21 protein-coding genes are annotated in these 21410 nt (G+C 54.1%); 6 read left to right on the top strand and 15 right to left on the bottom strand.

The genetic code is table 11. The annotated features are described in order from the left end of the window. Positions 1–78: 78 nt before the first annotated feature. Both M0G74_RS04390 and M0G74_RS04385 read right to left on the bottom strand, forming a co-directional pair. On the bottom strand, positions 79–1572 hold the full coding sequence (locus M0G74_RS04390; RefSeq protein ID WP_248214993.1) for a CoA-acylating methylmalonate-semialdehyde dehydrogenase: 1494 nt from the start codon (positions 1570–1572) through the stop codon (positions 79–81). 48 nt (positions 1573–1620) lie between these two features. Further along, entirely contained in the window at positions 1621–2907 is a 1287-nt protein-coding gene (locus M0G74_RS04385; protein WP_248215311.1) for an aspartate aminotransferase family protein, read from the bottom strand. Positions 2908–3117: 210 nt separating this feature from the next. Here M0G74_RS04385 and M0G74_RS04380 point away from each other — a divergent pair, with 210 nt between their 5' ends. Continuing rightward, entirely contained in the window at positions 3118–4053 is a 936-nt protein-coding gene (locus M0G74_RS04380) for a LysR family transcriptional regulator (protein ID WP_248214992.1), read from the top strand. Positions 4054–4073: 20 nt separating this feature from the next. On the opposite strand, the gene M0G74_RS04375 is transcribed toward M0G74_RS04380, so the two are convergent. The 10 genes from M0G74_RS04375 to M0G74_RS04330 all read right to left on the bottom strand — a co-directional run bounded on the left by M0G74_RS04375 (position 4074) and on the right by M0G74_RS04330 (position 14588). Beyond that, the gene (locus M0G74_RS04375; protein WP_248214990.1) at positions 4074–5210 is read right to left on the bottom strand and encodes a hypothetical protein; all 1137 of its coding nucleotides are present in this window, start codon (positions 5208–5210) and stop codon (positions 4074–4076) included. Beyond that, complete coding sequence (locus M0G74_RS04370; RefSeq protein WP_160152270.1) at positions 5203–5544, bottom strand: hypothetical protein; 342 nt, start codon at positions 5542–5544, stop codon at positions 5203–5205. Before M0G74_RS04370 ends, M0G74_RS04375 begins: the two co-directional genes overlap by 8 nt. Before the next feature lie 78 nt (positions 5545–5622). Next, positions 5623–6663, bottom strand: a complete 1041-nt coding sequence (locus M0G74_RS04365; RefSeq protein ID WP_248214988.1) for a hypothetical protein — start codon at positions 6661–6663, stop codon at positions 5623–5625. Positions 6664–6676: 13 nt separating this feature from the next. Then, the gene (locus M0G74_RS04360) at positions 6677–7984 is read right to left on the bottom strand and encodes a hypothetical protein (RefSeq protein ID WP_248214987.1); all 1308 of its coding nucleotides are present in this window, start codon (positions 7982–7984) and stop codon (positions 6677–6679) included. 325 nt (positions 7985–8309) lie between these two features. Next, positions 8310–8732 (bottom strand): DUF3574 domain-containing protein, encoded by a 423-nt coding sequence (locus tag M0G74_RS04355; protein ID WP_248214985.1) that lies wholly within the window; start codon positions 8730–8732, stop codon positions 8310–8312. A 56-nt stretch (positions 8733–8788) separates the two neighbouring features. Continuing rightward, entirely contained in the window at positions 8789–9586 is a 798-nt protein-coding gene (locus M0G74_RS04350; RefSeq protein WP_248214983.1) for an outer membrane protein OmpK, read from the bottom strand. A gap of 201 nt (positions 9587–9787) precedes the next feature. Beyond that, on the bottom strand, positions 9788–9997 hold the full coding sequence (locus tag M0G74_RS04345) for a cold shock domain-containing protein (protein WP_160152275.1): 210 nt from the start codon (positions 9995–9997) through the stop codon (positions 9788–9790). Between the two features lie 254 nt (positions 9998–10251). Beyond that, positions 10252–11859, bottom strand: coding sequence for an ABC-F family ATPase (locus M0G74_RS04340; RefSeq protein WP_160152276.1), 1608 nt, complete (start codon positions 11857–11859; stop codon positions 10252–10254). 204 nt (positions 11860–12063) lie between these two features. Beyond that, positions 12064–13296, bottom strand: a complete 1233-nt coding sequence (locus M0G74_RS04335; protein ID WP_248214981.1) for a DUF3667 domain-containing protein — start codon at positions 13294–13296, stop codon at positions 12064–12066. Between the two features lie 203 nt (positions 13297–13499). After that, on the bottom strand, positions 13500–14588 hold the full coding sequence (locus M0G74_RS04330) for an alpha/beta hydrolase-fold protein (RefSeq protein WP_248214979.1): 1089 nt from the start codon (positions 14586–14588) through the stop codon (positions 13500–13502). 211 nt (positions 14589–14799) lie between these two features. Between M0G74_RS04330 and M0G74_RS04325 the strand changes: the two genes are divergently transcribed. Beyond that, positions 14800–15216 carry a VOC family protein gene (locus tag M0G74_RS04325; RefSeq protein WP_248214977.1) on the top strand — a complete coding sequence of 139 codons (417 nt, stop codon included), beginning with the start codon at positions 14800–14802 and terminating at the stop codon, positions 15214–15216. A 43-nt stretch (positions 15217–15259) separates the two neighbouring features. Here M0G74_RS04325 and M0G74_RS04320 read toward each other — a convergent pair whose 3' ends face one another. Beyond that, a complete protein-coding gene (locus tag M0G74_RS04320; protein ID WP_248214976.1) occupies positions 15260–15865 on the bottom strand; it encodes a hypothetical protein in 606 nt (201 codons plus the stop codon). 36 nt (positions 15866–15901) lie between these two features. Continuing rightward, on the bottom strand, positions 15902–16291 hold the full coding sequence (locus tag M0G74_RS04315) for a hypothetical protein (protein WP_248214973.1): 390 nt from the start codon (positions 16289–16291) through the stop codon (positions 15902–15904). Between M0G74_RS04315 and M0G74_RS04310 the strand changes: the two genes are divergently transcribed. Together M0G74_RS04310 and M0G74_RS04305 are read left to right on the top strand one after the other, a co-directional pair. Further along, complete coding sequence (locus M0G74_RS04310; protein ID WP_248214971.1) at positions 16290–18065, top strand: ABC transporter transmembrane domain-containing protein; 1776 nt, start codon at positions 16290–16292, stop codon at positions 18063–18065. The two genes, M0G74_RS04315 and M0G74_RS04310, sit on opposite strands and share 2 nt — an antisense overlap. 154 nt (positions 18066–18219) lie before the next feature. Then, positions 18220–18918 (top strand): DUF3592 domain-containing protein, encoded by a 699-nt coding sequence (locus tag M0G74_RS04305; RefSeq protein WP_248214969.1) that lies wholly within the window; start codon positions 18220–18222, stop codon positions 18916–18918. A gap of 71 nt (positions 18919–18989) precedes the next feature. Here the strand turns inward: M0G74_RS04305 and M0G74_RS04300 are convergent, their stop codons facing one another. Continuing rightward, positions 18990–19421, bottom strand: coding sequence for a cupin domain-containing protein (locus M0G74_RS04300; protein ID WP_248214967.1), 432 nt, complete (start codon positions 19419–19421; stop codon positions 18990–18992). A gap of 219 nt (positions 19422–19640) precedes the next feature. On the opposite strand from M0G74_RS04300, the gene M0G74_RS04295 reads away from it, so the two are divergent. Together M0G74_RS04295 and M0G74_RS04290 are read left to right on the top strand one after the other, a co-directional pair. Further along, positions 19641–20882: an RNA polymerase sigma factor gene (locus tag M0G74_RS04295; protein WP_248214965.1), complete on the top strand. Its 1242-nt coding sequence runs from the start codon at positions 19641–19643 to the stop codon at positions 20880–20882. Between the two features lie 116 nt (positions 20883–20998). Next, positions 20999–21382, top strand: coding sequence for a YciI family protein (locus tag M0G74_RS04290; protein WP_248214964.1), 384 nt, complete (start codon positions 20999–21001; stop codon positions 21380–21382). The last annotated feature ends 28 nt before the right edge of the window (positions 21383–21410 follow it).

The following is a 21410-nucleotide window of genomic DNA, read 5'->3' as shown; positions in this document are numbered from 1 at the left end:
AGCGCTTACCCAAAAAGAATATTTCGGGTAAGCGCTGTTCTGAATCAGGCTGGGATCAACACCGATTCAGTGGCGGCATCAGTTGCTCGGGAAAGAGAACTGGGCACCTTCACGCACACCGCTGGATGGCCAGCGCTGGGTGATGGTTTTGCGCTTGGTGTAGAAGCGCACACCGTCCGGACCGTAGGCACCGAGGTCGCCGAACAGGGAGCGCTTCCAGCCACCGAAGCTGTGGTAGGCCACCGGTACCGGCAGGGGTACGTTGATACCGACCATGCCTACCAGGATGTTGTCGCTGAAGTAGCGCGCTGCTTCGCCATCGCGGGTAAAGATGCAGGTACCGTTACCGTACTCGTGATCATTGATCATCTGCATCGCCTGCTCCATGGATTCCGCGCGTACCACCAGCAGTACCGGGCCGAAGATTTCCTCTTCGTAACAGGTCATGCCAGGTTTTACGTTATCGATCAGGGTGCCACCCACAAAGAAGCCGTTTTCGTAGCCGGCGACTTTCGGGTTGCGGCCGTCCACGACAATGGTCGCGCCCTGGTCCGCGGCACTGGCGATATAGCCGTTGACCTTGTTCATGTGCGCTTCGGTAATCACCGGGCCGAAGTCGTTGCTGCTATCGGTATAAGCGCCCACTTTCAGGCTCTGCATGGCACTGGCCATTTTGTCGATAAACGCATCCGCCGCTGCATCGCCCACACAAACCGCAACGGACAGCGCCATGCAGCGTTCACCGGAGGAGCCGAAGGCGGCGCCGGTCAGTGCCGCGACGGCGTTGTCGAGATCCGCATCCGGCATGATGATGGCATGGTTCTTGGCGCCGCCGAGGGCCTGGCAGCGTTTGCCGTTGGCGCTCGCGGTGGCGTAAACATATTCGGCGATTGGAGTGGAGCCCACGAAGCTGACGGCCTGAACGCGGGAATCGGTCAGCAGGGTGTCTACCGCGACCTTATCGCCGTTCACCACATTGAAGACACCATCGGGCAAGCCTGCTTCTTTTAACAGTTGCGCCAGGAACAGGGAGCAGGACGGGTCGCGCTCGGAGGGCTTCAGTACAAAGGTGTTGCCGCACACGATCGCCAGCGGGAACATCCACAGTGGCACCATGGCAGGGAAGTTGAACGGAGTAATGCCGGCTACCACGCCAAGCGGCTGCATCTCATTCCAGGAATCGATATCCGGGCCGACGTTGCGGCTGTGCTCGCCCTTCAGCATCTGCGGCGCACCGCAGGCGAATTCCACATTCTCGATACCGCGGGTCAGTTCGCCCATGGCGTCGTGAGAAATTTTGCCGTGCTCCTGGCCGATCAATTCACAGATTTTATCCGCGTTTTCTTCCAGCAGGTGCTTGAACTTGAACATGATGCGGGCGCGTTTCGCCGGCTGGGTGTTGCGCCAGCTCTTGTAGGCTTCTTCTGCGGCGGCAATGGCTTCTTCCACGGTTTCTTTTGCGGCAATGGCAACTTGCTTCGCCGCCTCGCCGGTGGCCGGATTGAATACGTCCTGAGTGCGCTCAGCGCTCTCGACAACTTCGCCGTTAATAAAATGGCCAACAATGCTCATGTTGTTTCCTCTCTTTAATTCTATGTAGTTCTATTAGCTCTGAATTTTTTAAGCACTTGCGACTTCGTTGATGCTGTCGCCCAGCGCGCTGACCAGCGTATCCACTTCTTCGGGCTGCGCCACAAATGGCAGGCCGAGCTGAATGGTGTCACCGCCGTAGCGCACGTAGAAACCCTTCTCCCACATCTTCATCGCGATAAGGTAGGGGCGCAGCAGTGGCTCGCCGGGGGCCGCCTCAATGGTGAGGCCGGCGGCGACGCCGCAGTTGCGGATGTCGGTGACCAGCGGTGTGCCCTTCAACTGGTGTACGCGCTCTTCGAGAATCACCGCCAGCTCTGCCGCGCGGGCGAACAGGTTCTCGTTCTCGAGAATGTCCAGGGATGCCAGCGCGGCAGCACAGGAAACCGGGTGCGCGGAATAGGTGTAGCCGTGCGGCAGCTCCAGCAAATACTCGGGGCCGCCCTGATCCATGAAGGTATCGTAGATCTCCTGCTTGGCGATAACGGCGCCCATCGGCACCGCGCCGTTGGTCAGCTGCTTGGCGGTATTCAGGATATCCGGGGTTACTCCGAAGGCCTCGGCACCGGTGGCGGCCCCCATGCGGCCGAACGCGGTAATCACCTCGTCGAAGATCAGCAGGATATTGTGCTGGTCGCAGATCGCTCTGAGACGCTGCAGGTAGCCTTTGGGCGGCGGCAATACCCCGGCGGAGCCCGCCATGGGCTCGACGATTACGGCAGCGATGTTGGAGGCATCGTGCAGGGCGATCATCTCCAGCAGCTCATCGGCCAGGTGCGCGCCTTCTTCCGGCATGCCTTTGCAGAATTTGTTCTGGGGCAGCACCGTGTGCGGCAGGTGGTCCGCGTCTACCGCGGTGCCGTAGAGCGCCCGGTTGGCGCCGATACCACCGACGCTGATACCGCCAAAGTTCACCCCGTGGTAACCCTTGGCGCGGCCAATCAGCTTGGTCTTGCTGGGCATGCCCTTTTTGCGCCAGTAGGCGCGGGCAATCTTCAGGGAGGTTTCAGCGGATTCGGAACCGGAACCGGTAAAGAAGACCCGGTTCAGTCCTTCGGGCATAAATTGGGTGATACGCTCTGCCAGCTGGAACGCCTTGGGATGTCCGAACTGGAAAGCGGGTGCGTAGTCCAGGGTACGTAACTGCTCACTTACCGCATCGGCGATTTCAACCCGGTTATGGCCCGCACCGCAGGTCCACAGGCCAGAGAGGCCGTCAAAAATACGACGGCCGTCGGCGCTGGTGTAATAGCTGCCCTCGGCGCCGGTGATGATCCGCGGATCCTTCTTGAACTGGCGGTTACCCGTGTAGGCCATCCAGTGGGCATCCAGTTGAGACTGGCTCAGCCCGGCAAACTTATCGCTCACTCTTATTCTCCGATTGGATTGACTGCGTAGTTGCAGCAAAGGTTGCGGTAAATGTAGGTGAGCTTTTAAGTTTCATAAATTGCAATTTATCGATCTTTAGTTTCATATATGTGAAACATTGTGTGGGTCTGGGGCGGCTTGGGGAGATGACGCTTAGAAATGGCACGTAAAGAAGCGGCGCTGCTGGGGCAGCTGAGTGATATCGACCTGCGTCTGCTGCGGGTCTTTCGCGCGGTAGCAGAGGCCGGCGGCTTCTCCGCGGCCGAGCTGGAGCTGAACGTGGGGCGCTCCACCATCAGCCGGCATATCAAGGACCTGGAGGTGCGCCTGGGCGTGACCCTCTGTCAGCGCGGTCGCGGGGGCTTTGCCCTGACCCGAGAAGGACGCCAGATCTATCAGGCGACTCTGCGCCTGCTGGCATCCCTGGACACCTTTCGCGGTGAAGTGGCCGACGTGCACAAGCGCATGACCGGTCACATCGCCATTGCCCTGTTCGACAAGATGGTGACCAACCCCGCGGCACATATTGGCGAGGCCCTGCGCCGCTTTGACGACCAGGCGCCGGAGGTGAGCCTGGACATTCATATCGAGCCGATCAATGAGATAGAGCGCGGTGTGATGGAGGGGCGTTTCCAGCTCGGGGTCATTCCCGCCCACCGAACCTCACCCAGCCTCGAGTACCAGCATCTCTTTTACGAGCAGATGTACCTCTACTGCGGATACCGCCACCCGCTATTCGGTACGGCAGACATCTCTATCGACGACGATGCCATCCGCGACTGTAAATACGCCGGCCTCGGCTACCATTCCCCGAATATGGAAGTGGGCAACCGCCTGGGGCTGGAGCGGGACATCACCGTCAACGACCAGGAGGCCATTGTTCACTGCCTTCAGTCCGGCCGCTATATCGGCTATCTGCCAGATCATTACGCGGAAACGTTTTTAAAGAAGGGTGAAATTCGCGCGATACACCCGCAGCGCTACCAGTACGAGTGTGACTTTGTGGCGATCCAGCGGCTTTCGCCGAAGCCGTCGCGGATTGTGAAGACATTATGGGAGTGTCTAATGTTTACGCATTCGGATGAAAGAAAATAGTTTGGTTCGGACGCGAAAAATTAAAGTGCACATTCTGTTTTTCGGGATTTCCTGGCCGGTCGGAAAAAATTCATATCACGTAAACTTTTCAGATGTTGGCACCTATCGAATCGCTCCGAATGTATCGTTGCTATTTTTCTTGTTAAGGCATTTAGTTCAGCCATATTAGGCTTGTACGCGGTTAGATCGAAGTTGGCTTTTGGTGGGGAAGGGAAAATTTCTAGTTTTTTCATAAGGCAGCGAAAAATATAGTCCCCGTCAGTAAGGTAGTTGAACATTGAAAATACGATGTATTTTCTATTTTTCATCGGTATGGTGATAACTCTCAAATAACTCACTGTTGCCCATGATTGGATTGCCAGATGAATATGAGAGAAGTTATTCTCCTTACTTATGCCTATATCGATTGAACTATCGATTAGTGAGAGTGAAAGCTCTCCATTCGAGACCCGATCGGGAGGGAACTCGTTTATAACTAGTTCGGATACTATTCGATTGATATCGTCTTTCGAGCGCAAAGCGCCTTTGTTGTAGAAATCTATTTCGCTAATTATCAGAGTTGGGCAATAATTTTGTTGAGACTCTTCGTTAAAATAACCTCGTGATATTTGCGAGTCCCAGTTGTATTTCCGAATGGTTCGGACGCTGATTGTTTCTTGAAGAGCTTTACTGATGTAGATTTTTTCTTTGTGCCCGGACCAGTACCATTCGTTTTCTCGCCTTGGCTTAGTATTTCGTTTGGGAAGTGTAAAGCGTAAAGAGAAGTATTTTTTGGATACGGACTGGTTGATTTTCAATCTTTGTGAGGGGCCTAGCGGATTGTCTTTGCTCAAAGAAAAGCTCTTGAGCGAATTTCCGTAGTGACAATAATTCCAGAATAAATCCATTATCGGAGCTATAGCGAATTTCCCGAATCTTATGAATATTATGGCTGCAATAAAAACTTGAAGCTGTTGTGAAGATATAAAGTAAGTTAGGCCAGCAAAGTATGGAATTTCAAGCGCTAAAGGCAGCTTTTGATTTTCATCAGTCCGAACTAGCTTTATCCAATGACTTAGACCTTCAAGAAAGGTAATGCATAATACAATTGAAAGGTTTAATTCTGAAAATAGTATTTCTTTGAAGGAATCTGTTAAAAATTTAATCAATTCAATCATTTTTATTTTCTACGATACGAAACCTTTCGCGTCTAGCTTTAGCTTCTTCTGCGCGGCGTCGTGACTGGCGTTCCAGTTTTTTCCGTGCTTTTTCTTCGTCGGAGGGCCAGCTGTCGGCCTCGGATAACGTATAGATCACGGATAACCAAAGCCGTCGGTAATCGAGTTTCAGAGGATTCTGGATAATGGGATAGCGCTGTTCGGTATCACAAACCTGCAACCAGCCGTGTCGGTGGTGATGCACCATCAACTTTGCCTGAACATTGCCGCCGAGGGCGGCAAGCCGGATAAAGGCAGCGTGTAACTGTGAGCGAAGATTTCCGCTTCCGGCCATAAAGTGTACAGTGTCTTCGCGGTACTTTAGTCGAAGTCGGTGCCACTGGCTCGGGAACATATCGGATATCTACTTCACTTAGGCCGTGGTTGAGGTTTTTTGTTTACATTCGTTGTAGTCGAGATTCAAAGAGTTGCTCGGTGGGTGACCGCCAGGAAGGAGGCGGGGTTGCAAGTAATTTTCGATAAATGCGGAAACGTCCTCTGGTGATGCTCGATGATCAGAGTTTTCGTCTTTTCCATTTTCTGTAAAACCTTTTGCGCTCCACATGTACATTACATGTTTGGCTTCTTCAATTTGATCTGGTGTTAATTTGTAATGGGGTCTTTTGTTGCCTGCTTGATGGGATTGGGCAGTGGGTTTTCTAGATGCGCTTTCGGCAGATAAATTAACTTCCATTGTTTCCATGATTTTATACATGAAATCTAAGAAGTTATCTTTTGATACGTGATTCTCTATCCGGAATGGATTTCCGGCGTTCATGGCAGAACGTTTTATTGAAAATATACAGCGCAAATAATGCTTTTCGTCGATGGCTATATGCCATAAATATTGGTTTTTATTTTCTACTAGTGGCTGGTTTTCAAAATAAAGCCATTCGTTGTTGTTTAACGTAACCCACTGTAAGTTAAGCGGTCCGATGTGGCTGGGCCATTGGTGCTCTGTCAGGTCGAAAGGATCGTATGAAATTCCAGTGTTGAAGTCTCTAGCATTGGATATTTGTAAGATTCGGATGGCTTCTTTAGTTAAAATTTCATCTTTTAGCAGACTTTCGTTAACAGGTAAGTCATCAACTTCATGGAGGTTGATGAGCATTGTTAAGCTTCCGCAGTAACCATCGATTATGGGTAATCCTCGAAATTCCCATATGTTGGAATATATTCTCGACCACAGTAGATGTTTGTTGATATCACTGTCAGAAATTTCTGTTGGCTTGTAAGAGTTTTTATCTAACAAGTCAATGTCGTCTGGTTCATCTTCCCAGCTCTCGATGTTTGAAAATGGGTCTTTACTGGGAGGCGCAGAAAATTTTAAAGAATGGCCAGATATATTTTTATTTATGGTTCGAGATTTTCCGAAGCTGGGGCCTTTGGGATTTTTTTGGGTGCCGAAAATCATGATTTTTTCCTGGTTAACCTTGTGGGATAAGTTTTTTACCTATTTTGTTTCCCAGGTTTTTTATCGGGTCCTGCGGCCCGTTATGATAGTTTTCGTTGAGACTCGGGATGCTTGCAGCGGCTACGCCGACAATAGCTGTCTTTCCGATAACTGAAAGCACGCTTAATGCGAGTGCTGGGCTTACTCCATGCTCTGCAATGAGTTTCCCAATTTTTTCGTAGGTAGAGTTTATAGCAATCCCCCCTCCGATGGCAGTTGAACCTATAACAGCTATTTTTCCACCTAGTTCTTCACGCTTGGTATGATTTATTAACTCATTTATTGAGCATGCTAGGCTAGCTCCGCCAAATATTTGTCCGCCAACGAGTTGTGCGATACCTTTTGTGGAGTTGTGCCATTTACTGTCAGTTGTATTCATTCCTATAGCTCTGCGAGCTCGATCAGCTTCGAAATGACTCGAAGTGTGATCACTTAGGAAAACCTTCTGCTTTCCGGCTACATTTACGCCTTGTTTTGCCAGTAGCTTCATGGCTTGAGTCAAGGGCTTTGAGCCGCCTCGGTGGCTGGTCCATTCGATAAATAGCCCATTTTCATGTGCTTCTCGCATATGGCTTGCCAAAATTTGGGAGGACTTCAAATCTGACGGACTTGTACGGCCAAGGTCCCGCACGAAACTCCACCCGGCTCTGAAGTAAGAGTTGCTTTGTGGAATGTAGAAGAGTTGGTACCCACTAGACTTCAGTTTTCCTAATGATGTTTCGTTGCCTCGGGTAATATGAGATGGAAGCATAGATATGGCATGGTCAATATTTTTGCAGAATCCATTGATTCCAATTTTTATAGAATCATTTTCTGTCCCTGAGCACTTTGGTGTGGGCTTTAACTGCGATTCTGGGTCACGACTGCGTTTCCATTCAGAGCCAGATTCGTTTTCAGTGTGAGTGACATTCCAGAGAGCTGCTCGTGTATTGGTTTTAGTTTCGCTACGAAAAATTCGAATGTCGACAATGCTTACGTCAGTTTGAGGCCCGCCGTAATAGCTTCCTACTTCAAATTCAATTTCAAAGTCAGGGTAGACGATGCAGCGACGATTTGGGTTTCCATCTTTTAGATAAGAATTAACCGGAAAAGCGCATCCGCGAAGGCCATCGACAGCGCTAGTAACCGCTTTTGCATGATAGCCGCGACTACTTGATTCTTGTGAAATCTCGCGTAGACCATCTAGTATTTGTCGATGCTTATCATTCACCATTAGTGAGCGACCTGCATCACTGGGGCGGTACGGTGTGACAGCGGAAAAACTGGCAGGAGCCTGGCTCATTGAAATATCCCTTTCAAATATCCATCAATTGAAATGTGAGCTGATAAGGTGTGTGCACCTTTAAAGCGCAAACTCTATCGAAGATTTACTGGGATGTATATTGAGTGATTCCGTTCATAGATGGGGATATTCGAGGGTCGGAAACGGAATACTCTTGCAAATAAGGGAGAAATGAAGTTTTGTGGTACGAACGTGCGAGTCACAAATAATCGTTATTTTGGCAGTATAACGATGTCACTTATTTGGTAATAAATTCGACTCTGGCACGAATTAATAAACTGCTAATTCTGTCATAACGAACGGCGTTTAGTTTCCGGTAGGTTCGCTACCGAAAAGAAACACAGGCGGAACTCCTCACACGTAGTACGGTTTTCTGGTTAAAGCGCAGTTTATAGCGCGAAATGATTTCTGTAATTGCCGCTTCTTTCTGGGGGTTTTGCGGATATACCAGCGACAGAATATGGCTGGGCTCGTGCACGATATTGCCGTCGCTGTCCTGCCATTGGCCGGCAGCAGTAATGACGGTCAACCCTTCGGAAAAGCGCGGAGTGATGGTGGTCTTGAGAAAAGACGACCACTGCTCTTGAGTGACAAAGCCATCGTTTTTGTGGGTCCCGAAGTACAGGAGATCCTGGGATTGCAGCCTCTCTCCGGGTTGGCAAACCAGAGGCGAGGGGCTGGCGCAGGCGGTAAGCAAGAGCCCGGCAAGGAGGCTTACAAGGAGGCTTAGATTACGCAGTTGTAGCAAGTGGTACTCCCCGCGGCTATTCAGTCTAATGCGGGGAGTATAGGGGTTTGTGCCGGTTAGAAATGATATTTCAGCAGCAGGTTGATATTGCGCTCGTTGGAATCGACCCCGAAACTGCCATCCTTGATGCCAAACTTGTCGTTCCAGTGCACGTACTCCAGTCCCACGTAGAGTTTCTTCGGTTTGCCCACACGGGCACCGATATCCCATTTCAGCTGCGAGGTGACGTTCATGCTCGCATGTACGTCTCTCGACGCACTGGCCCAGTCCAGGAAACCGTCATACAGAAACGCTTCGCTACCGAGGGTGAACGGCAGGCCCCAGGCTAGGGTCAGCTGTTCATTGTCAGCCCTGGCCTCGTTGTTGCGGTGATAGATATTGGCCTGCAGGTAACTGAATCCCGGCGCGGCCAAGTCAAACCCCACCCCGGCCAGTTTGTTGGTGAAGTGCGGGCCGGTAGCGGTGAGGCCGTCGGGGTCATCCATGTTGCCGAGCTCCAGCTGTCCGGCCAGCAGTATGTCCTTTATCGGGCCAAATCCCAGCTCGCGACCACCCAGCTTGCCCAGACTCAGGCGCGGTGACAGCTCGGTGTAGAGCTCCTTGGAGCCGTCTTCGGAAGAGAGGTAGTCGGCAAACATGAAAAAGTCGCCCCAGCTGTGGCCGCTGACGTGCTCAAACGTCAGCACATTGCGGGTGCTGTCGTCGCTGCTGAGGCTGTAGTTAACCTTGTAATCCTTGCCGTGCAGGGCGGTCAGGCTATTGTCGCTCCACAGGGTTTCGGCATTGGCACACAGGGAGAGCGGGGCTGAGAGCAGGCCACTGGCCAGCAGGGGGAGGGACTTGGTCAGCTTCATTGGTTACCTCTAAATGCAGCTGGCGGAGTCCGTCCCGCGACGCGATCAGGCAGGAGAGTTGCCGACCGGTTAAAAAATGATCGCGGAATGTACAGGATTCGAGGGGAGTTTTCCAGGCGGGTGTATATCCAGATTGGTGCATATATCGCACAAACAAAAACGGGCCCCGAAGGGCCCGTTTTCTTACATCTGGAGAGGTAATTAAACCACTACGATGTTTTCAGCCTGAGGGCCTTTTTTACCTTGAGTCACGGTGAACTCAACGGCCTGGCCTTCAGTCAGGGTACGGAAGCCGGTGCTGGAGATGGCGCTGAAGTGAGCGAAAACGTCCGGGCCGGACTGCTGCTCAATGAAACCAAAACCTTTTGCTTCGTCGAACCACTTAACGGTTCCTTTAACGGTATCAGACATAACTAACATCCTGAAATTTAAACAGATTTATGCCTCTTAATGAGGCGGGTGTTGCTTAGAAATGTAAGCGAAACCGTAGAAACTGCAGGACGAGGGTGTTACGTAAAGACAGTGAAATTCTAGGTCGTACTATAGGTGGTGCTATATGGCTTTCTTTCCAGCTGCCGCACACTCTATATGGGCGGCGGCTGGTTGTCTACTAATCGTTCAGCTTATTCAACGCAATGTGACGGGAGAGTCATTGCCGGTTGCGCTCAGGCCGCTTGGGCGGCGGCCCTGGCCTTGTCCGTCAGGTACTCGTCGTAGGTGCCCTGGAAGTCGATCATCTGCCGGTCTTTGATCTCCAGCACCCGTGTGGCCAGGGATGACACAAACTGACGGTCGTGGCTGACGAAGATCAGGGTACCCTCGTAGCTGGCCAGCGCCTTGTTCAGGGCCTCGATGGACTCCATATCCAGGTGGTTGGTCGGTTCGTCCATGATCAACACGTTGGTATCCATCATCATCAGCTTGCCGAACAGCAGGCGGTTCTTCTCACCACCGGAGCATACCGCGGCCTTTTTGTTGGCATCGTCCGCGGTAAACAGCAGGCGGCCGAGCATGCCGCGCACCGCCAGGTCGTCGTGTTTGGGCGTGCGCCACTGGGTCATCCACTCAAAGATGGTGAGGTCGCCTTCAAAGTCCGCACTGCTGTCCTGGGGACAGTAGCCGATGGCGGCATTCTCGGACCACTTGATGACACCACTGTTGGCCTGAAGCTGGTCCACCAGGCAACGCAGGAAGGTGGTCTTGCCGACCCCGTTCTCACCGATCACCGCCAGTCGCGCGCCGGCTTCCAGAATCATCTCGCCGCCACTGAACAGGGGCAGGTCTTCAAAGCCGTGGGCCAGGCCTTCCAGGGTCAGGGCCTGGCGGTGCAGTTTCTTGCACTGCTGGAAGGTGATGTAAGGCTTGACCCGGCTGGAGGGTTTTACTTCCTCCAGTTTGATCTTTTCCATCTTCTTCGCCCGCGAGCTGGCCTGCTTGGCCTTGGACGCGTTGGCAGAGAAGCGGTTTACAAAGCTCTGCAGCTCTTCCAGTTCTGCACTCTTTTTAGCGTTCTCCGCGTGAAGCTGTTCCTGAATCAGGGTGGAGGCCGCAACAAAATCCTCATAGTTGCCGGGGAAGATACGCAGCTCGCCGTAGTCGATGTCCGCCATGTGGGTGCACACCTGGTTCAGGAAGTGGCGATCGTGAGAAATGATGATCATGGTGGATTTGCGCTGGTTCAGCACTTCCGCCAGCCAGTGGATGGTGTGGATATCCAGGTTGTTGGTGGGTTCATCCAGCAGCAGGATGTCCGGGTCCGCGAACAGCGCCTGCGCCAGCAGTACCCGCAGCTTCCAGCCGGGGGCCACCTGTTTCATCAGGCCGAAGTGCAGGGATTCCTCAATACCGGCTTCCAGCAGGATCTCACCGGCACGGCTTTCGGCACTGTAGCCGTCCAGCTCCGCAAACTGTACTTCCAGGTCTGCCACGCGCATCCCGTCTTCCTCGCTCATCTCCGGTAGCGAGTAAATGCGGTCGCGCTCCTGCTTGATCTCCCACAGGCGGGTATCGCCCATGATCACCGCGTCCACCACGGTGTATTCCTCAAACGCGAACTGGTCCTGGCTCAGGATGCCGACAGTGCATCCGGGAGCGATGGATACATTGCCAGCGGTGGGCGTCAGGGCACCGCTCAGGATCTTCATAAAGGTGGACTTGCCGCAGCCATTGGCTCCGATCAGGCCATAGCGATTGCCGTTGCCGAACTTGGCGGAGATATTTTCAAACAGCGGCTGGGCACCGAACTGCATGGTGATGTTCGCGGTGGTGATCAAGAGTGTATTCCCGGGAGCTTGCAAGTGAATGGTCGCTGGCGGCTGCAAGTGCGTGAGTCGCCAGCGTCGCCATGACTGAAGGGTTAATTAACCCTGCGCTATGGCGGGCCGCGCACTATACGGTGGCGATGGAGGGGTGTCGAGAAACTTGTTTGATAATTGAGCAATCCCGTTGCAGCCAGGTCAGCTGCAACGGGGCGTCATTCAGAAATTGGCAACACTGGTCAGCCCGGCAATCGTGGTCGCCATGCTGAGCAGGAGAAGGTAGACCACGCTGAGCAACGAATACTTGAACAGGGTCATCGGCCAGCCCTGACGGTATACCCATTTCTGCATCAACAGCAGGTAGACCGGCACCCACAGAGCCAGCGCGACAAGCGCCAGATTGAACAGTGCCTGTGGCAAGGTGTGCGGCTCGGTGAGCCAGGCCCGCAGATCGAACAGCAACACTGCCAGCAATAGCGCCAGCGACAGGAAGGCGTGGCTGTGGAGCGCGACAATCAGGTGTTCCATATAAAGGCGGCGCTTGAACAGGTACAGCAGGCTCAGGCACAGCGCGAAGATGGGCAGCATGATAAACAGTGCCGAGGGAATGGACCCGAACAGCGCATCTTTGAGCAGGTTCGGATCTTTCTCGATACGGGAAATATTCATCGTCAGCCGCGCGCTCTGGCGAACAAACCAGGCATCGATCGCCGACGAGGTGCCGTCGATCTGCGGTGACGGGGTTTCCTCCTGATGGTTTTCGGCGAGACGCTCGACCGCCGCGGGATCCAGTTGTGCAATACGCTGGTCTGCGTGATGGCGAATAATCTGCTCGACGCCGTTTAACAGCCCGGACACACCGGGCAAATCGCCACTTTCCCGCGCCGCCTCGGCAATCTCCTCTATTGCCAGTTCCCGTAACCGCAGTACTTCATCCACACTGCTGGCGGCTGAAATGGAGTGCTCCACACTTTTCAGGTCGAAATCACCCATGGCCTCAGAGGTCGTGGACTGATTGATCGTAAAGGCACTGCCCCAGTCACTGCTGAGGTTGGCAGCGAAGAAGGCCGTCAGGCACAGGAAGACAAACAGTCGCACCGGACTGACATAGCGTGCGCGGCGACCGGCCAGGTATTCATTGGTAAGGAAGCCGGGGTGATACAGCAGTGGCCCAAGAGTCCGCGTGATCCGGGAATCGAAGCAAAATACGGAATTGAGAAAGTCGCCAAGCATTTCCGGTAGCTCGCGCACAAGCCCTTTGGACGGCTGGCCGCAGGCATAACAGTGGGGACCGAGCAGAGGCGCCGTACAGTTCGCGCAATGCGCATGTGCATCGGGTATCTCTGGCGCGTGGCTGCTACTACTTACTTCGCTACTGCTCGCTTCGCTGTTCTGGAGACGTGCATTCGCAGTGGACGTTTCCTGCGCTGTTGGGGTGCTTAAATCACTCATGGTCTAACACGATTTCCGTTCACGATTTTCACTGGCGCAGGCGGGCGCGCAGCGCACGGTTCCAGGGTGTTTCAGTTTGGGCGCCGGGATAATAAGCGGAACGGGTGGCGAAGAGTACCGCTGAGAGTTCTGCTGAGAGTACCGCTAACGGATTCCCTTGCGCCCTTCCGCTTTTTGGCTTCTGGAAAATAGTGGTTCCTGCGTCAGTACTTTTTCCTGGCCAGGGTTACCGTGCCACAGCGGGGGTGGATGGCATCTGTCTCGCACAGGGCTTCGAGGTAGCGCTGACTGGCCTCGGCGTAACCGTTGTCCGTCAGGTAATCCACAATTTCCACAAAGCGAGATGGCTGCACATGCAGGTCGTGGATGGCATAGTCGAATAACGGCTGTAATTTTGCCCGTTCCGCTTCGTCACTGCCGACGGAGTGTCGGGCGGTAATCTGCTGAAGCATTTCCACCGATGGCACTGCCTTTAGCCCGTGGCGGGCAGACAAGGCATCGTAGTGGCGCTTCAGACCCGGGGCTCCAGACATTTTCACCTCCGCAGTTGGCGCCCACTCCGGGAACGCTGCCTGCAGTGCGAACTTCAGCGAGGGATGCTTGGTGCTGCGGTGCGTCTCTGTTGGGAAATGGTGTGATGCGTAGCGGAATTTGCTGGTGGAACTCAGAATGGCGTTGATCCGGGTATAGGGGGCGTGCATATGCTCTCCCTCATTGGCCATGGTCAGTACCAGCGGTTTCTGGTTGGTGAGAGCCTGCCTTGGGAAGGACTCCACTTTGTGCAGAATATCGCCATCATCCAGGGAAGGGCTGAAGGCGAAATACTGGGAGACGGGTAGGGTATTCGACAGCCACTGCTGCATTACAAATTTCCCGGCATGGGAGTGGCCGGAAAGAATTCGGTAGCTCGCTGCTGGATACTCCCGCTCAATAAACGGGAACAGCTCTTTCTCCAGGAATTGCGCAAATTCTGCGTCACCCGCCTTAACATCCAGTTCTTGCCCCTGGCTTTCAATACCCACCACGATGAAGTCCGGCACTGTGTTTGCAATCAGGTCCAGTGTGGCAATGGCCGGCAGCATGTCCCACTGGCTGTGTAACAGATAGAGCACGGGAAACTTCTGGTCCGGGAGGGCGCTGATCGCGGGTAAATAAATATCCAGTTGCTTGTCATCGCCCAGAATGTGCGAAGAAATTGTGCGTGACTGTCCGTAGATTGGTGGTTCTGCCGCGAGGGACGGAAGGCAGAACAGGGATAGCATCAGGGAGAGGAGAGTCATTATTGTTTTCATAGTCTCATTCCTTGGGTAATGGCACTGGGTAATCTACCAGCTGTGACGGAAAAAAAGGAATGGCCGAATGGATGAACAGGCCGCCACGGGCGCGTTTGCAGCAAGGCGCGCGATACTGATTATCCCCTCTCAAGCGCGGTTTACTAAACTGTAAAACAGCCTGCTCGGCGCATTCGCCACGACCCGGATTCCCACTGCCCCCGGAGGAGTTATGAAATCCAACTGCATGCACCTCGCCATTCCCGCCGGGGATCTGGAAGTCGCGAAAACATTCTATTGCAATGTGCTGGGCTGCAAAACCGGCAACAGCGAAGCGGGGCACTGGGTGGATATCGATTTCTGGGGCAATGAGCTCACCCTGCACCAGAGTAAAGAGCAATTACCCAGCGTGCGTCACGATGTGGATATGGGGGCGGTGGCGGTACCGCATTTTGGCGCACACTTGCCCAACGACGAGTTCCAGGCGCTTAAGGCCCGTATCGAAGCGGCGGGACTCGAGTATCTGGACAAACCCTATCGCCGTTTTGTCGGTAATGAATACGAGCAGGAAACCTTTTTTATCAAGGATCCGAATGGCAATGTGCTGGAAATGAAGTCGATGGTAAATCCGGAGCTGATGTTCCGCTAACCCCCTTTGCCTGGCGCAAAAGCTGGCAAGGAGCCCGCTGGTATCAGGCCGGCTTGCGCAAGGAGTGGGTACCAGCATGGAAGAAGCTGACGGCGCGCCGCAGCTTCTGGCCAATATTCACCAGTCGCCACTGTTCCGGCTTCAGCAGCTGCGGCTGGTGCTCCGAGATCAGCCGGTACAGGTGATAACGGGTAACCGCTTTGGCGATTGCCCAGTCGGGGCGCCAGATACGGGAGCGCAGAGTGGCGCGCTCGAAGTCCACCAGGCCCACATTTCCCTCAGCGTCGACCAGTACATCCCGAATCGGCAATGAGTGACGTGCCACCCCCGCAGACAGCATTTTTTCGACAATCGTTGCCAGGCCTTGAAGGTTACGCTCATTCAGCGCTGTTACCGAGGAGCCCGGCAGGCGTGACATCTCCAGCAGGTGTGAGGCATCGGCACTGCGGATCAACTCGGGGACCCCGGCAATACCCTTCAGTCGTGACAGTGCCGCCTTTTCCGTCAGGTAACGCCGCTGCATGCCCCGGCGTTCTTTAAAGTATTTTGTCACCGAGTCAGTGCCAACCTTCAGCAGCACCTTCCTGGTCTCATACTCACCATTGATCACTTTTTTTCCCGTCGCACGGGATCTGATGGCATTTTCCATGAAACGTCCCTGTTTCAAGTCAAACACTGATAAAAATCAGCGATATGTTCCGTTGTAATTGGCGCCATCGGTCGCCTGCCAGTCAGGACATCCGTGACCAAACAGCGCGGTCGGAAATTGAATCGTGAAATTATTATTGCTGAAGTGTGAAGATTTGGAAATTCCCGGATTGCGGAAAAAGCGGCAGTTGCACCAGAAGCGACGATAGAGCGGAGAGAAAGAGCGACGGGCGGCGTGTAATTTAAGTTGGCAGCATTCGCCACCGAATGTGCGATTATGGATGGACGCGAAAATGCGATGGCGAAAGCGCTGGTGCATTATTCGCAGTGAATTCAAGCAGTTGCCCATCAATACAGACAGCAATATGTCCAATACCCCCCATACCCCAGTAGCCACTACGACAGTTCCCCAAAGCGCATCGAGCATGACGTTTCCGGCAATGATGGCCGCGCTCTGGCGGTTTATGCGCCCTTACAAAAAAGTGCTATTTGCCGCCGGCGTGGCGCTGGTATTCACTGCGGGGGTCACCCTGGCCATTGGCCAGGGCGTGCGACTACTGGTCGACAAGGGCTTTGTGGCAAATTCCAGTGAAGCCCTGAGTCACGCCGTATTGGTGATCATCGGGCTGGCGCTCTTGATGGCCATAGGCACTTACACGCGGTTTTACCTTGTGTCCTGGATCGGTGAGCGGGTAGTGGCGGATCTGCGCAAGGCAGTGTTCGACCACATCGTGACCCTGCACCCCAGCTACTTTGAAACCAACCGCAGTGGCGAGATCATGTCCCGCCTCACCACCGATACCACCCTGCTGCAACACATCGTCGGTACCTCCTTCTCCATGGCCCTGCGCAGTGCCCTGATGTTTGTCGGTGCGCTGATTCTGCTGCTCTTCACCAACATCAAATTGAGCCTGATCGTACTTGTGGGAGTGCCCCTGGTATTACTGCCCATCGTGCTCTACGGGCGGCGTGTGCGGAAGCTGTCCAAGGCCAGTCAGGACTCTATTGCCGATGTGGGCAGCTACGCCGGGGAGATTATTCAGCACATCAAAACCGTTCAGAGCTACACCCGGGAAGGCTACGAGAAGCAGGCCTTCGGCAAAGAGGTTGAAACCGCCTTTGGTGTTGCCAAGCGCCGTATTCGCCAGCGCGCGCTGTTAATTGCTCTGGTCATACTGCTGATGTTCGGTGCCGTCAGCGGCCTGCTGTGGGTAGGCGGGAATGACATGATTGCCGGCCGCATGACCGCCGGCGACCTGGCCGCCTTTGTGTTTTACGCCATCATGATGGGCTCTGCCGTCGCGACCATTTCGGAGGTCTACGGCGAACTGCAGCGGGCGACCGGTGCCACCGAGCGACTGGTGGATTTGCTGAATGTGCAAGCGGAAATCCCCGCCGCCAGCGAACATGTGCAGAGCCAGGAAGTGGGTCCCATGGCCAGCGCCCAGGTCGCCTTCGAGGGGGTTGAATTCAGTTATCCATCCCGCCCCGATCAGCTCGCGATTCGCGGGCTGAACCTGATGGTGGCAGCGGGCAAAAGTCTGGCACTGGTTGGCCCCTCCGGTGCCGGCAAATCAACCCTGCTGGAATTGCTGCAGCGCTTCTACGATCCGCTGCGCGGACGCATCACCCTGGGTGGTATCGACATTCGCGAAATGGATACCGCAACCCTGCGCAAACAGATCGCCGTGGTACCGCAGCAACCGGCGCTGTTTACCAATGATGTCTGGTACAACATCCGTTACGGCAAACCCGATGCCAGCGATGCGGAAGTGATTGCGGCCGCCAAAGCCGCCCATGCGCACGAGTTTATTGAGCAGCTGCCGGATGGTTACAGCAGCCATCTGGGGGAGCAGGGCACCCGCTTGTCCGGCGGCCAGAAGCAGCGGATCGCCATTGCTCGCGCCATCCTTAAAGACCCGAAAATTCTGCTGTTGGACGAAGCCACCAGCGCACTGGACGCCGAGAGCGAATACCACGTGCAGCAGGCGCTGGAAGCGCTGATGCAAAACCGCACAACCATCATCATTGCCCATCGGCTGGCGACGATATTGCACGCCGATAGTATTGCGGTATTGGATCAGGGGCAGCTGGTGGCGCAGGGCAGGCATGCGGAGCTTGTGACGACTTCTCCCCTTTACAAGAGGCTGGCTGAATTACAGTTTCGTGATTCCGAGGGCCAAAAACCGGTCCTCGAGTAATCGCCTACATTGGGCCTGTGGTCTCTGTTAAACTGCGTGCCACCCTTGCTGGCATTACATAGGTTGCGTATGCATTGCAGGGGCGTCGACGATAAGCGGGAAGCAATTGCCGCTTTGAAGGATTCAGTCACTATCAGTCACTATAGGGATAGTAATGAAAGCAGTTGCAATCATTAAGTTTGTGTTCACCGCAATCGGCCTTGCGATGCTCGCGGGGGCATTTTTCTTCTTTACCAGCACCCAGGATTTTCTGAAGAGTGCGGCATCTGCCGATGGCACCGTGGTAGCGCTGGTGCCCTCCCGCTCCAGCGACTCGGTTACCTATGCACCAGTGGTGCAATTTATGGACAAAAACGGTGTGTTGATCGAGTTCAGATCTTCATCGAGCAGCAATCCCCCAAGCTATCACGAGGGCGAAGTTGTTGAGGTTCTGTATCCAGAAAGTGCCCCACAGCGAGCCAAGATCAACGGCTTCTTCTCCTTGTGGGGTGGGGCAACCATTATGGCGGGATTGGGCTCGGTATTCCTGATCATAGGTCTTTCCATCATTGTTTTCGGTAACCTGAAAAACAAGAAGATCGAGTTTTTGAAGAAAAACGGAACCCCGGTCAAGGCCAGACTGAAGAGCATTGATCTCAATCATTCTCTCAAGGTAAACGGCAGAAGCCCGTACCGGATTAACGTTCAGTGGGAAAACCCGGAGAAATCGGAAGTACATGTATTCAGCAGTGAGAACATCTGGTTTGACCCCTCGGATCACATTGCCGATGAAGAGATTACCGTCCTGATCGAGAAGGATAATCCCAAGAAATACTACGTTGATATTTCCTTCCTGCCGAAGCTGGCGAGTTAACGTTCCTTCTGAATCCTGTTCAGACCGAGGGTTACGAAAAAGGGGCCGCGTTTGTAAGCGCGGCCCCTTTTTTATTCGTGCTTGCGGTAGACGATAAAAATCACTAGGTCGTCTTTTCCTGTCTGCCTGAGACCATGGGAGTTTCCGGGACGTGTGAGAATTGCGGTGCCGGGACCCACCTCGGATTTCTGGCCGTTCATGGTCAGTTCGCCGCTGCCACTGACCACATAATAGATCTCGTCCTTGTGCTGCTCGTGATAGCCAATGGCCGAACCCGGATGCAGTATCCGCTTTTTGAATACGGTATCCATGGACGGCGCATCGGCGAAAAAGGAAAAGCCAGTAGTTTCACCGCCACCTTTGTGCGGACCCGGCTGCTGAGTGGCTATCTCAGTCTCGCGCTCGATGATATAACCATCATGGTTCGTTGCTTCCGCGGAGGCGAGCATACTGCTGGTAGAGAAGAGGGCTATACCTAGAAAGCCCGACAAGATATTTTTCATGGATACCCATATCGAATAAAAGACGAAACAGAATCGATTTCCAGCCAGTTGATCCAAGGCTGATCGTGCAGAGTCTATCGGTTGGACCTATTTAACATTATTTGCCGCGGAAATATCGATAAATAGTACAAGCAGCAATCCTGTCATAACGGGGCTCGCTATATAAACGCTCTAGCTAAACTGTTCTACCTATAACTTGTCGATCAATAACATTTACCTATGACTGTCGTATCCCAAGCCTGGCTTGACCAGCTTTACCAGACCGAATCACGCCGCGTGCTTGCCACCCTTATTCGTCTGCTGGGGGATTTCGACCTGGCGGAAGAGGCTCTGCACGATGCTTTTGCCGCCGCCATCACCCAATGGCCGGTAGATGGAGTGCCGGATAACCCCCGCGCCTGGCTGGTCTCCACCGGGCGCTTCAAGGCCATCGACCAGCTGCGTCGCAAGGCACGCTTTGATGTGTCCTATGAGGATGTCGCCGAACGACTTGCGGCGGAGCTGACGAGCGAAAGGGAGGACGAGCCGGGCATTGAGGATGACCGGCTGCGTCTGATCTTCACCTGTTGTCATCCCAGTCTGGCGCCGGAAGCGCGACTCGCGCTCACCCTGCGCGAAGTGTGCGGACTTACCACGGAAGAAATAGCCAGCGCCTTCCTCACATCCACGCCCACTCTGGCGCAGCGCATTGTGCGCGCCAAGGCAAAAATTCGCGATGCCAATATTCCCTATGAAATTCCCGAAGCGGAGCAGTTACCCGAACGCCTGGATAGCGTTCTGCACGCCATTTACCTGATCTTCAATGAGGGCTACTCCGCCTCGGCCGGTGAAATCCTGATTCGCCAGGACCTGGCTGCAGAGGCCATTCGCCTCGCGCGCCTGGTGTGTCAGCTGCTACCGGAGCCGGAAGCCGAAGGGCTACTGGCGCTATTGCTGTTGCAGGATGCGCGCCGTGCGGCGCGGGTATCTGCCGATGGCGAATTGATATTGCTGGAGCAGCAGGACCGGTCACTCTGGGATGGGCAGCAGATTCGCGAGGGAAGCGAGCGGGTGCTGGGGGCGCTGGCCAGCCGCCAGTTTGGCCCCTATACCCTACAGGCCGCCATTGCCGCGGTGCATGCGGAAGCCCATTCCGTGGAGGATACTGACTGGCCACAGATCGTTGGTCTCTACGATGCGTTACTGGAAATGTCGCCGTCCCCCGTGATTGAACTCAATCGCGCGGTCGCGGTGGCGATGCGGGATGGACCCGCGCAGGGGTTACAACTGATTGATAACCTGCTTGAGCGTGGGCTGCTGACCAATTATCACCTTTGCCACGCCGCCCGGGCCGACCTCTACCGTCGTCTGGGGCAAAAAGAGGACGCGCGTGCCGCATATCAGGCGGCGTTGGCGTTAGCACAGCAGGGACCGGAACAGCGCTTTCTCGCCCGCCGCCTCGCGGAAATCGAACGCGACTGAATATTCGAAAATTTTCTTAAAAAATTTTCATCCCGCTGTCGAATTCCGTCGTCCCCGAACGACTAGTTAATGAAACAGCCTTTACCCACACCGGGCTGACACAAAAGGAGCAGAGAATGAAATACCTGGCACTGGTCTATTACGACGAGAAGCTCATGGAGAGCAAGTCCCAGCAGGAGTGGGATGCGCTCAATCAGGAGTGTATTGCCTGTGTCGCCGGTTTGAACGAAAGCGGTCACTACGTTTCCGGTAGTCCACTGATGCCCACCAGCTCGGCGACCACCGTACGGGTGCGCGACAACCGGGTCACCGTTACCGATGGCCCCTTTGCCGAAACCAAGGAACAGCTCGCCGGTTTTTACATGCTCGAAGCCAGGGACCTCAACGAGGCCATTACGCTGGCGGGAAAAATTCCACCGGCGCGCTACGGCTCGGTAGAAGTCCGCCCCGCGCGGGAGCTATTGGCCGAGGGTAATCAGGCCGGCGGCGACGCCGATTAACAAATGCCAATTAGCAGAAGGGGAGATA

Origin of the sequence: Microbulbifer sp. CAU 1566, assembly GCF_023156515.1 — a bacterium.
Taxonomy (GTDB): domain Bacteria; phylum Pseudomonadota; class Gammaproteobacteria; order Pseudomonadales; family Cellvibrionaceae; genus Microbulbifer.
The sequence above is the reverse complement of the archived record's forward strand: the minus strand, read 5'-3'. Positions and strand labels throughout refer to the sequence as shown.

What these genes read in the sequence shown, in the direction of transcription:
- M0G74_RS04390 (WP_248214993.1), bottom strand. Translation starts at nt 1,572, where the DNA reads ATGAGCATTGTTGGCCATTTTATTAACGGCGAAGTTGTCGAGAGCGCT.
- M0G74_RS04385 (WP_248215311.1), bottom strand. Translation starts at nt 2,907, where the DNA reads ATGGCCTACACGGGTAACCGCCAGTTCAAGAAGGATCCGCGGATCATC.
- M0G74_RS04380 (WP_248214992.1), top strand. Translation starts at nt 3,118, where the DNA reads ATGGCACGTAAAGAAGCGGCGCTGCTGGGGCAGCTGAGTGATATCGAC.
- M0G74_RS04375 (WP_248214990.1), bottom strand. Translation starts at nt 5,210, where the DNA reads ATGATTGAATTGATTAAATTTTTAACAGATTCCTTCAAAGAAATACTA.
- M0G74_RS04370 (WP_160152270.1), bottom strand. Translation starts at nt 5,544, where the DNA reads ATGGCCGGAAGCGGAAATCTTCGCTCACAGTTACACGCTGCCTTTATC.
- M0G74_RS04365 (WP_248214988.1), bottom strand. Translation starts at nt 6,663, where the DNA reads ATGATTTTCGGCACCCAAAAAAATCCCAAAGGCCCCAGCTTCGGAAAA.
- M0G74_RS04360 (WP_248214987.1), bottom strand. Translation starts at nt 7,984, where the DNA reads ATGAGCCAGGCTCCTGCCAGTTTTTCCGCTGTCACACCGTACCGCCCC.
- M0G74_RS04350 (WP_248214983.1), bottom strand. Translation starts at nt 9,586, where the DNA reads ATGAAGCTGACCAAGTCCCTCCCCCTGCTGGCCAGTGGCCTGCTCTCA.
- M0G74_RS04345 (WP_160152275.1), bottom strand. Translation starts at nt 9,997, where the DNA reads ATGTCTGATACCGTTAAAGGAACCGTTAAGTGGTTCGACGAAGCAAAA.
- M0G74_RS04335 (WP_248214981.1), bottom strand. Translation starts at nt 13,296, where the DNA reads ATGAGTGATTTAAGCACCCCAACAGCGCAGGAAACGTCCACTGCGAAT.
- M0G74_RS04330 (WP_248214979.1), bottom strand. Translation starts at nt 14,588, where the DNA reads ATGAAAACAATAATGACTCTCCTCTCCCTGATGCTATCCCTGTTCTGC.
- M0G74_RS04325 (WP_248214977.1), top strand. Translation starts at nt 14,800, where the DNA reads ATGAAATCCAACTGCATGCACCTCGCCATTCCCGCCGGGGATCTGGAA.
- M0G74_RS04320 (WP_248214976.1), bottom strand. Translation starts at nt 15,865, where the DNA reads ATGGAAAATGCCATCAGATCCCGTGCGACGGGAAAAAAAGTGATCAAT.
- M0G74_RS04310 (WP_248214971.1), top strand. Translation starts at nt 16,290, where the DNA reads ATGACGTTTCCGGCAATGATGGCCGCGCTCTGGCGGTTTATGCGCCCT.
- M0G74_RS04315 (WP_248214973.1), bottom strand. Translation starts at nt 16,291, where the DNA reads ATGCTCGATGCGCTTTGGGGAACTGTCGTAGTGGCTACTGGGGTATGG.
- M0G74_RS04305 (WP_248214969.1), top strand. Translation starts at nt 18,220, where the DNA reads ATGAAAGCAGTTGCAATCATTAAGTTTGTGTTCACCGCAATCGGCCTT.
- M0G74_RS04300 (WP_248214967.1), bottom strand. Translation starts at nt 19,421, where the DNA reads ATGAAAAATATCTTGTCGGGCTTTCTAGGTATAGCCCTCTTCTCTACC.
- M0G74_RS04295 (WP_248214965.1), top strand. Translation starts at nt 19,641, where the DNA reads ATGACTGTCGTATCCCAAGCCTGGCTTGACCAGCTTTACCAGACCGAA.
- M0G74_RS04290 (WP_248214964.1), top strand. Translation starts at nt 20,999, where the DNA reads ATGAAATACCTGGCACTGGTCTATTACGACGAGAAGCTCATGGAGAGC.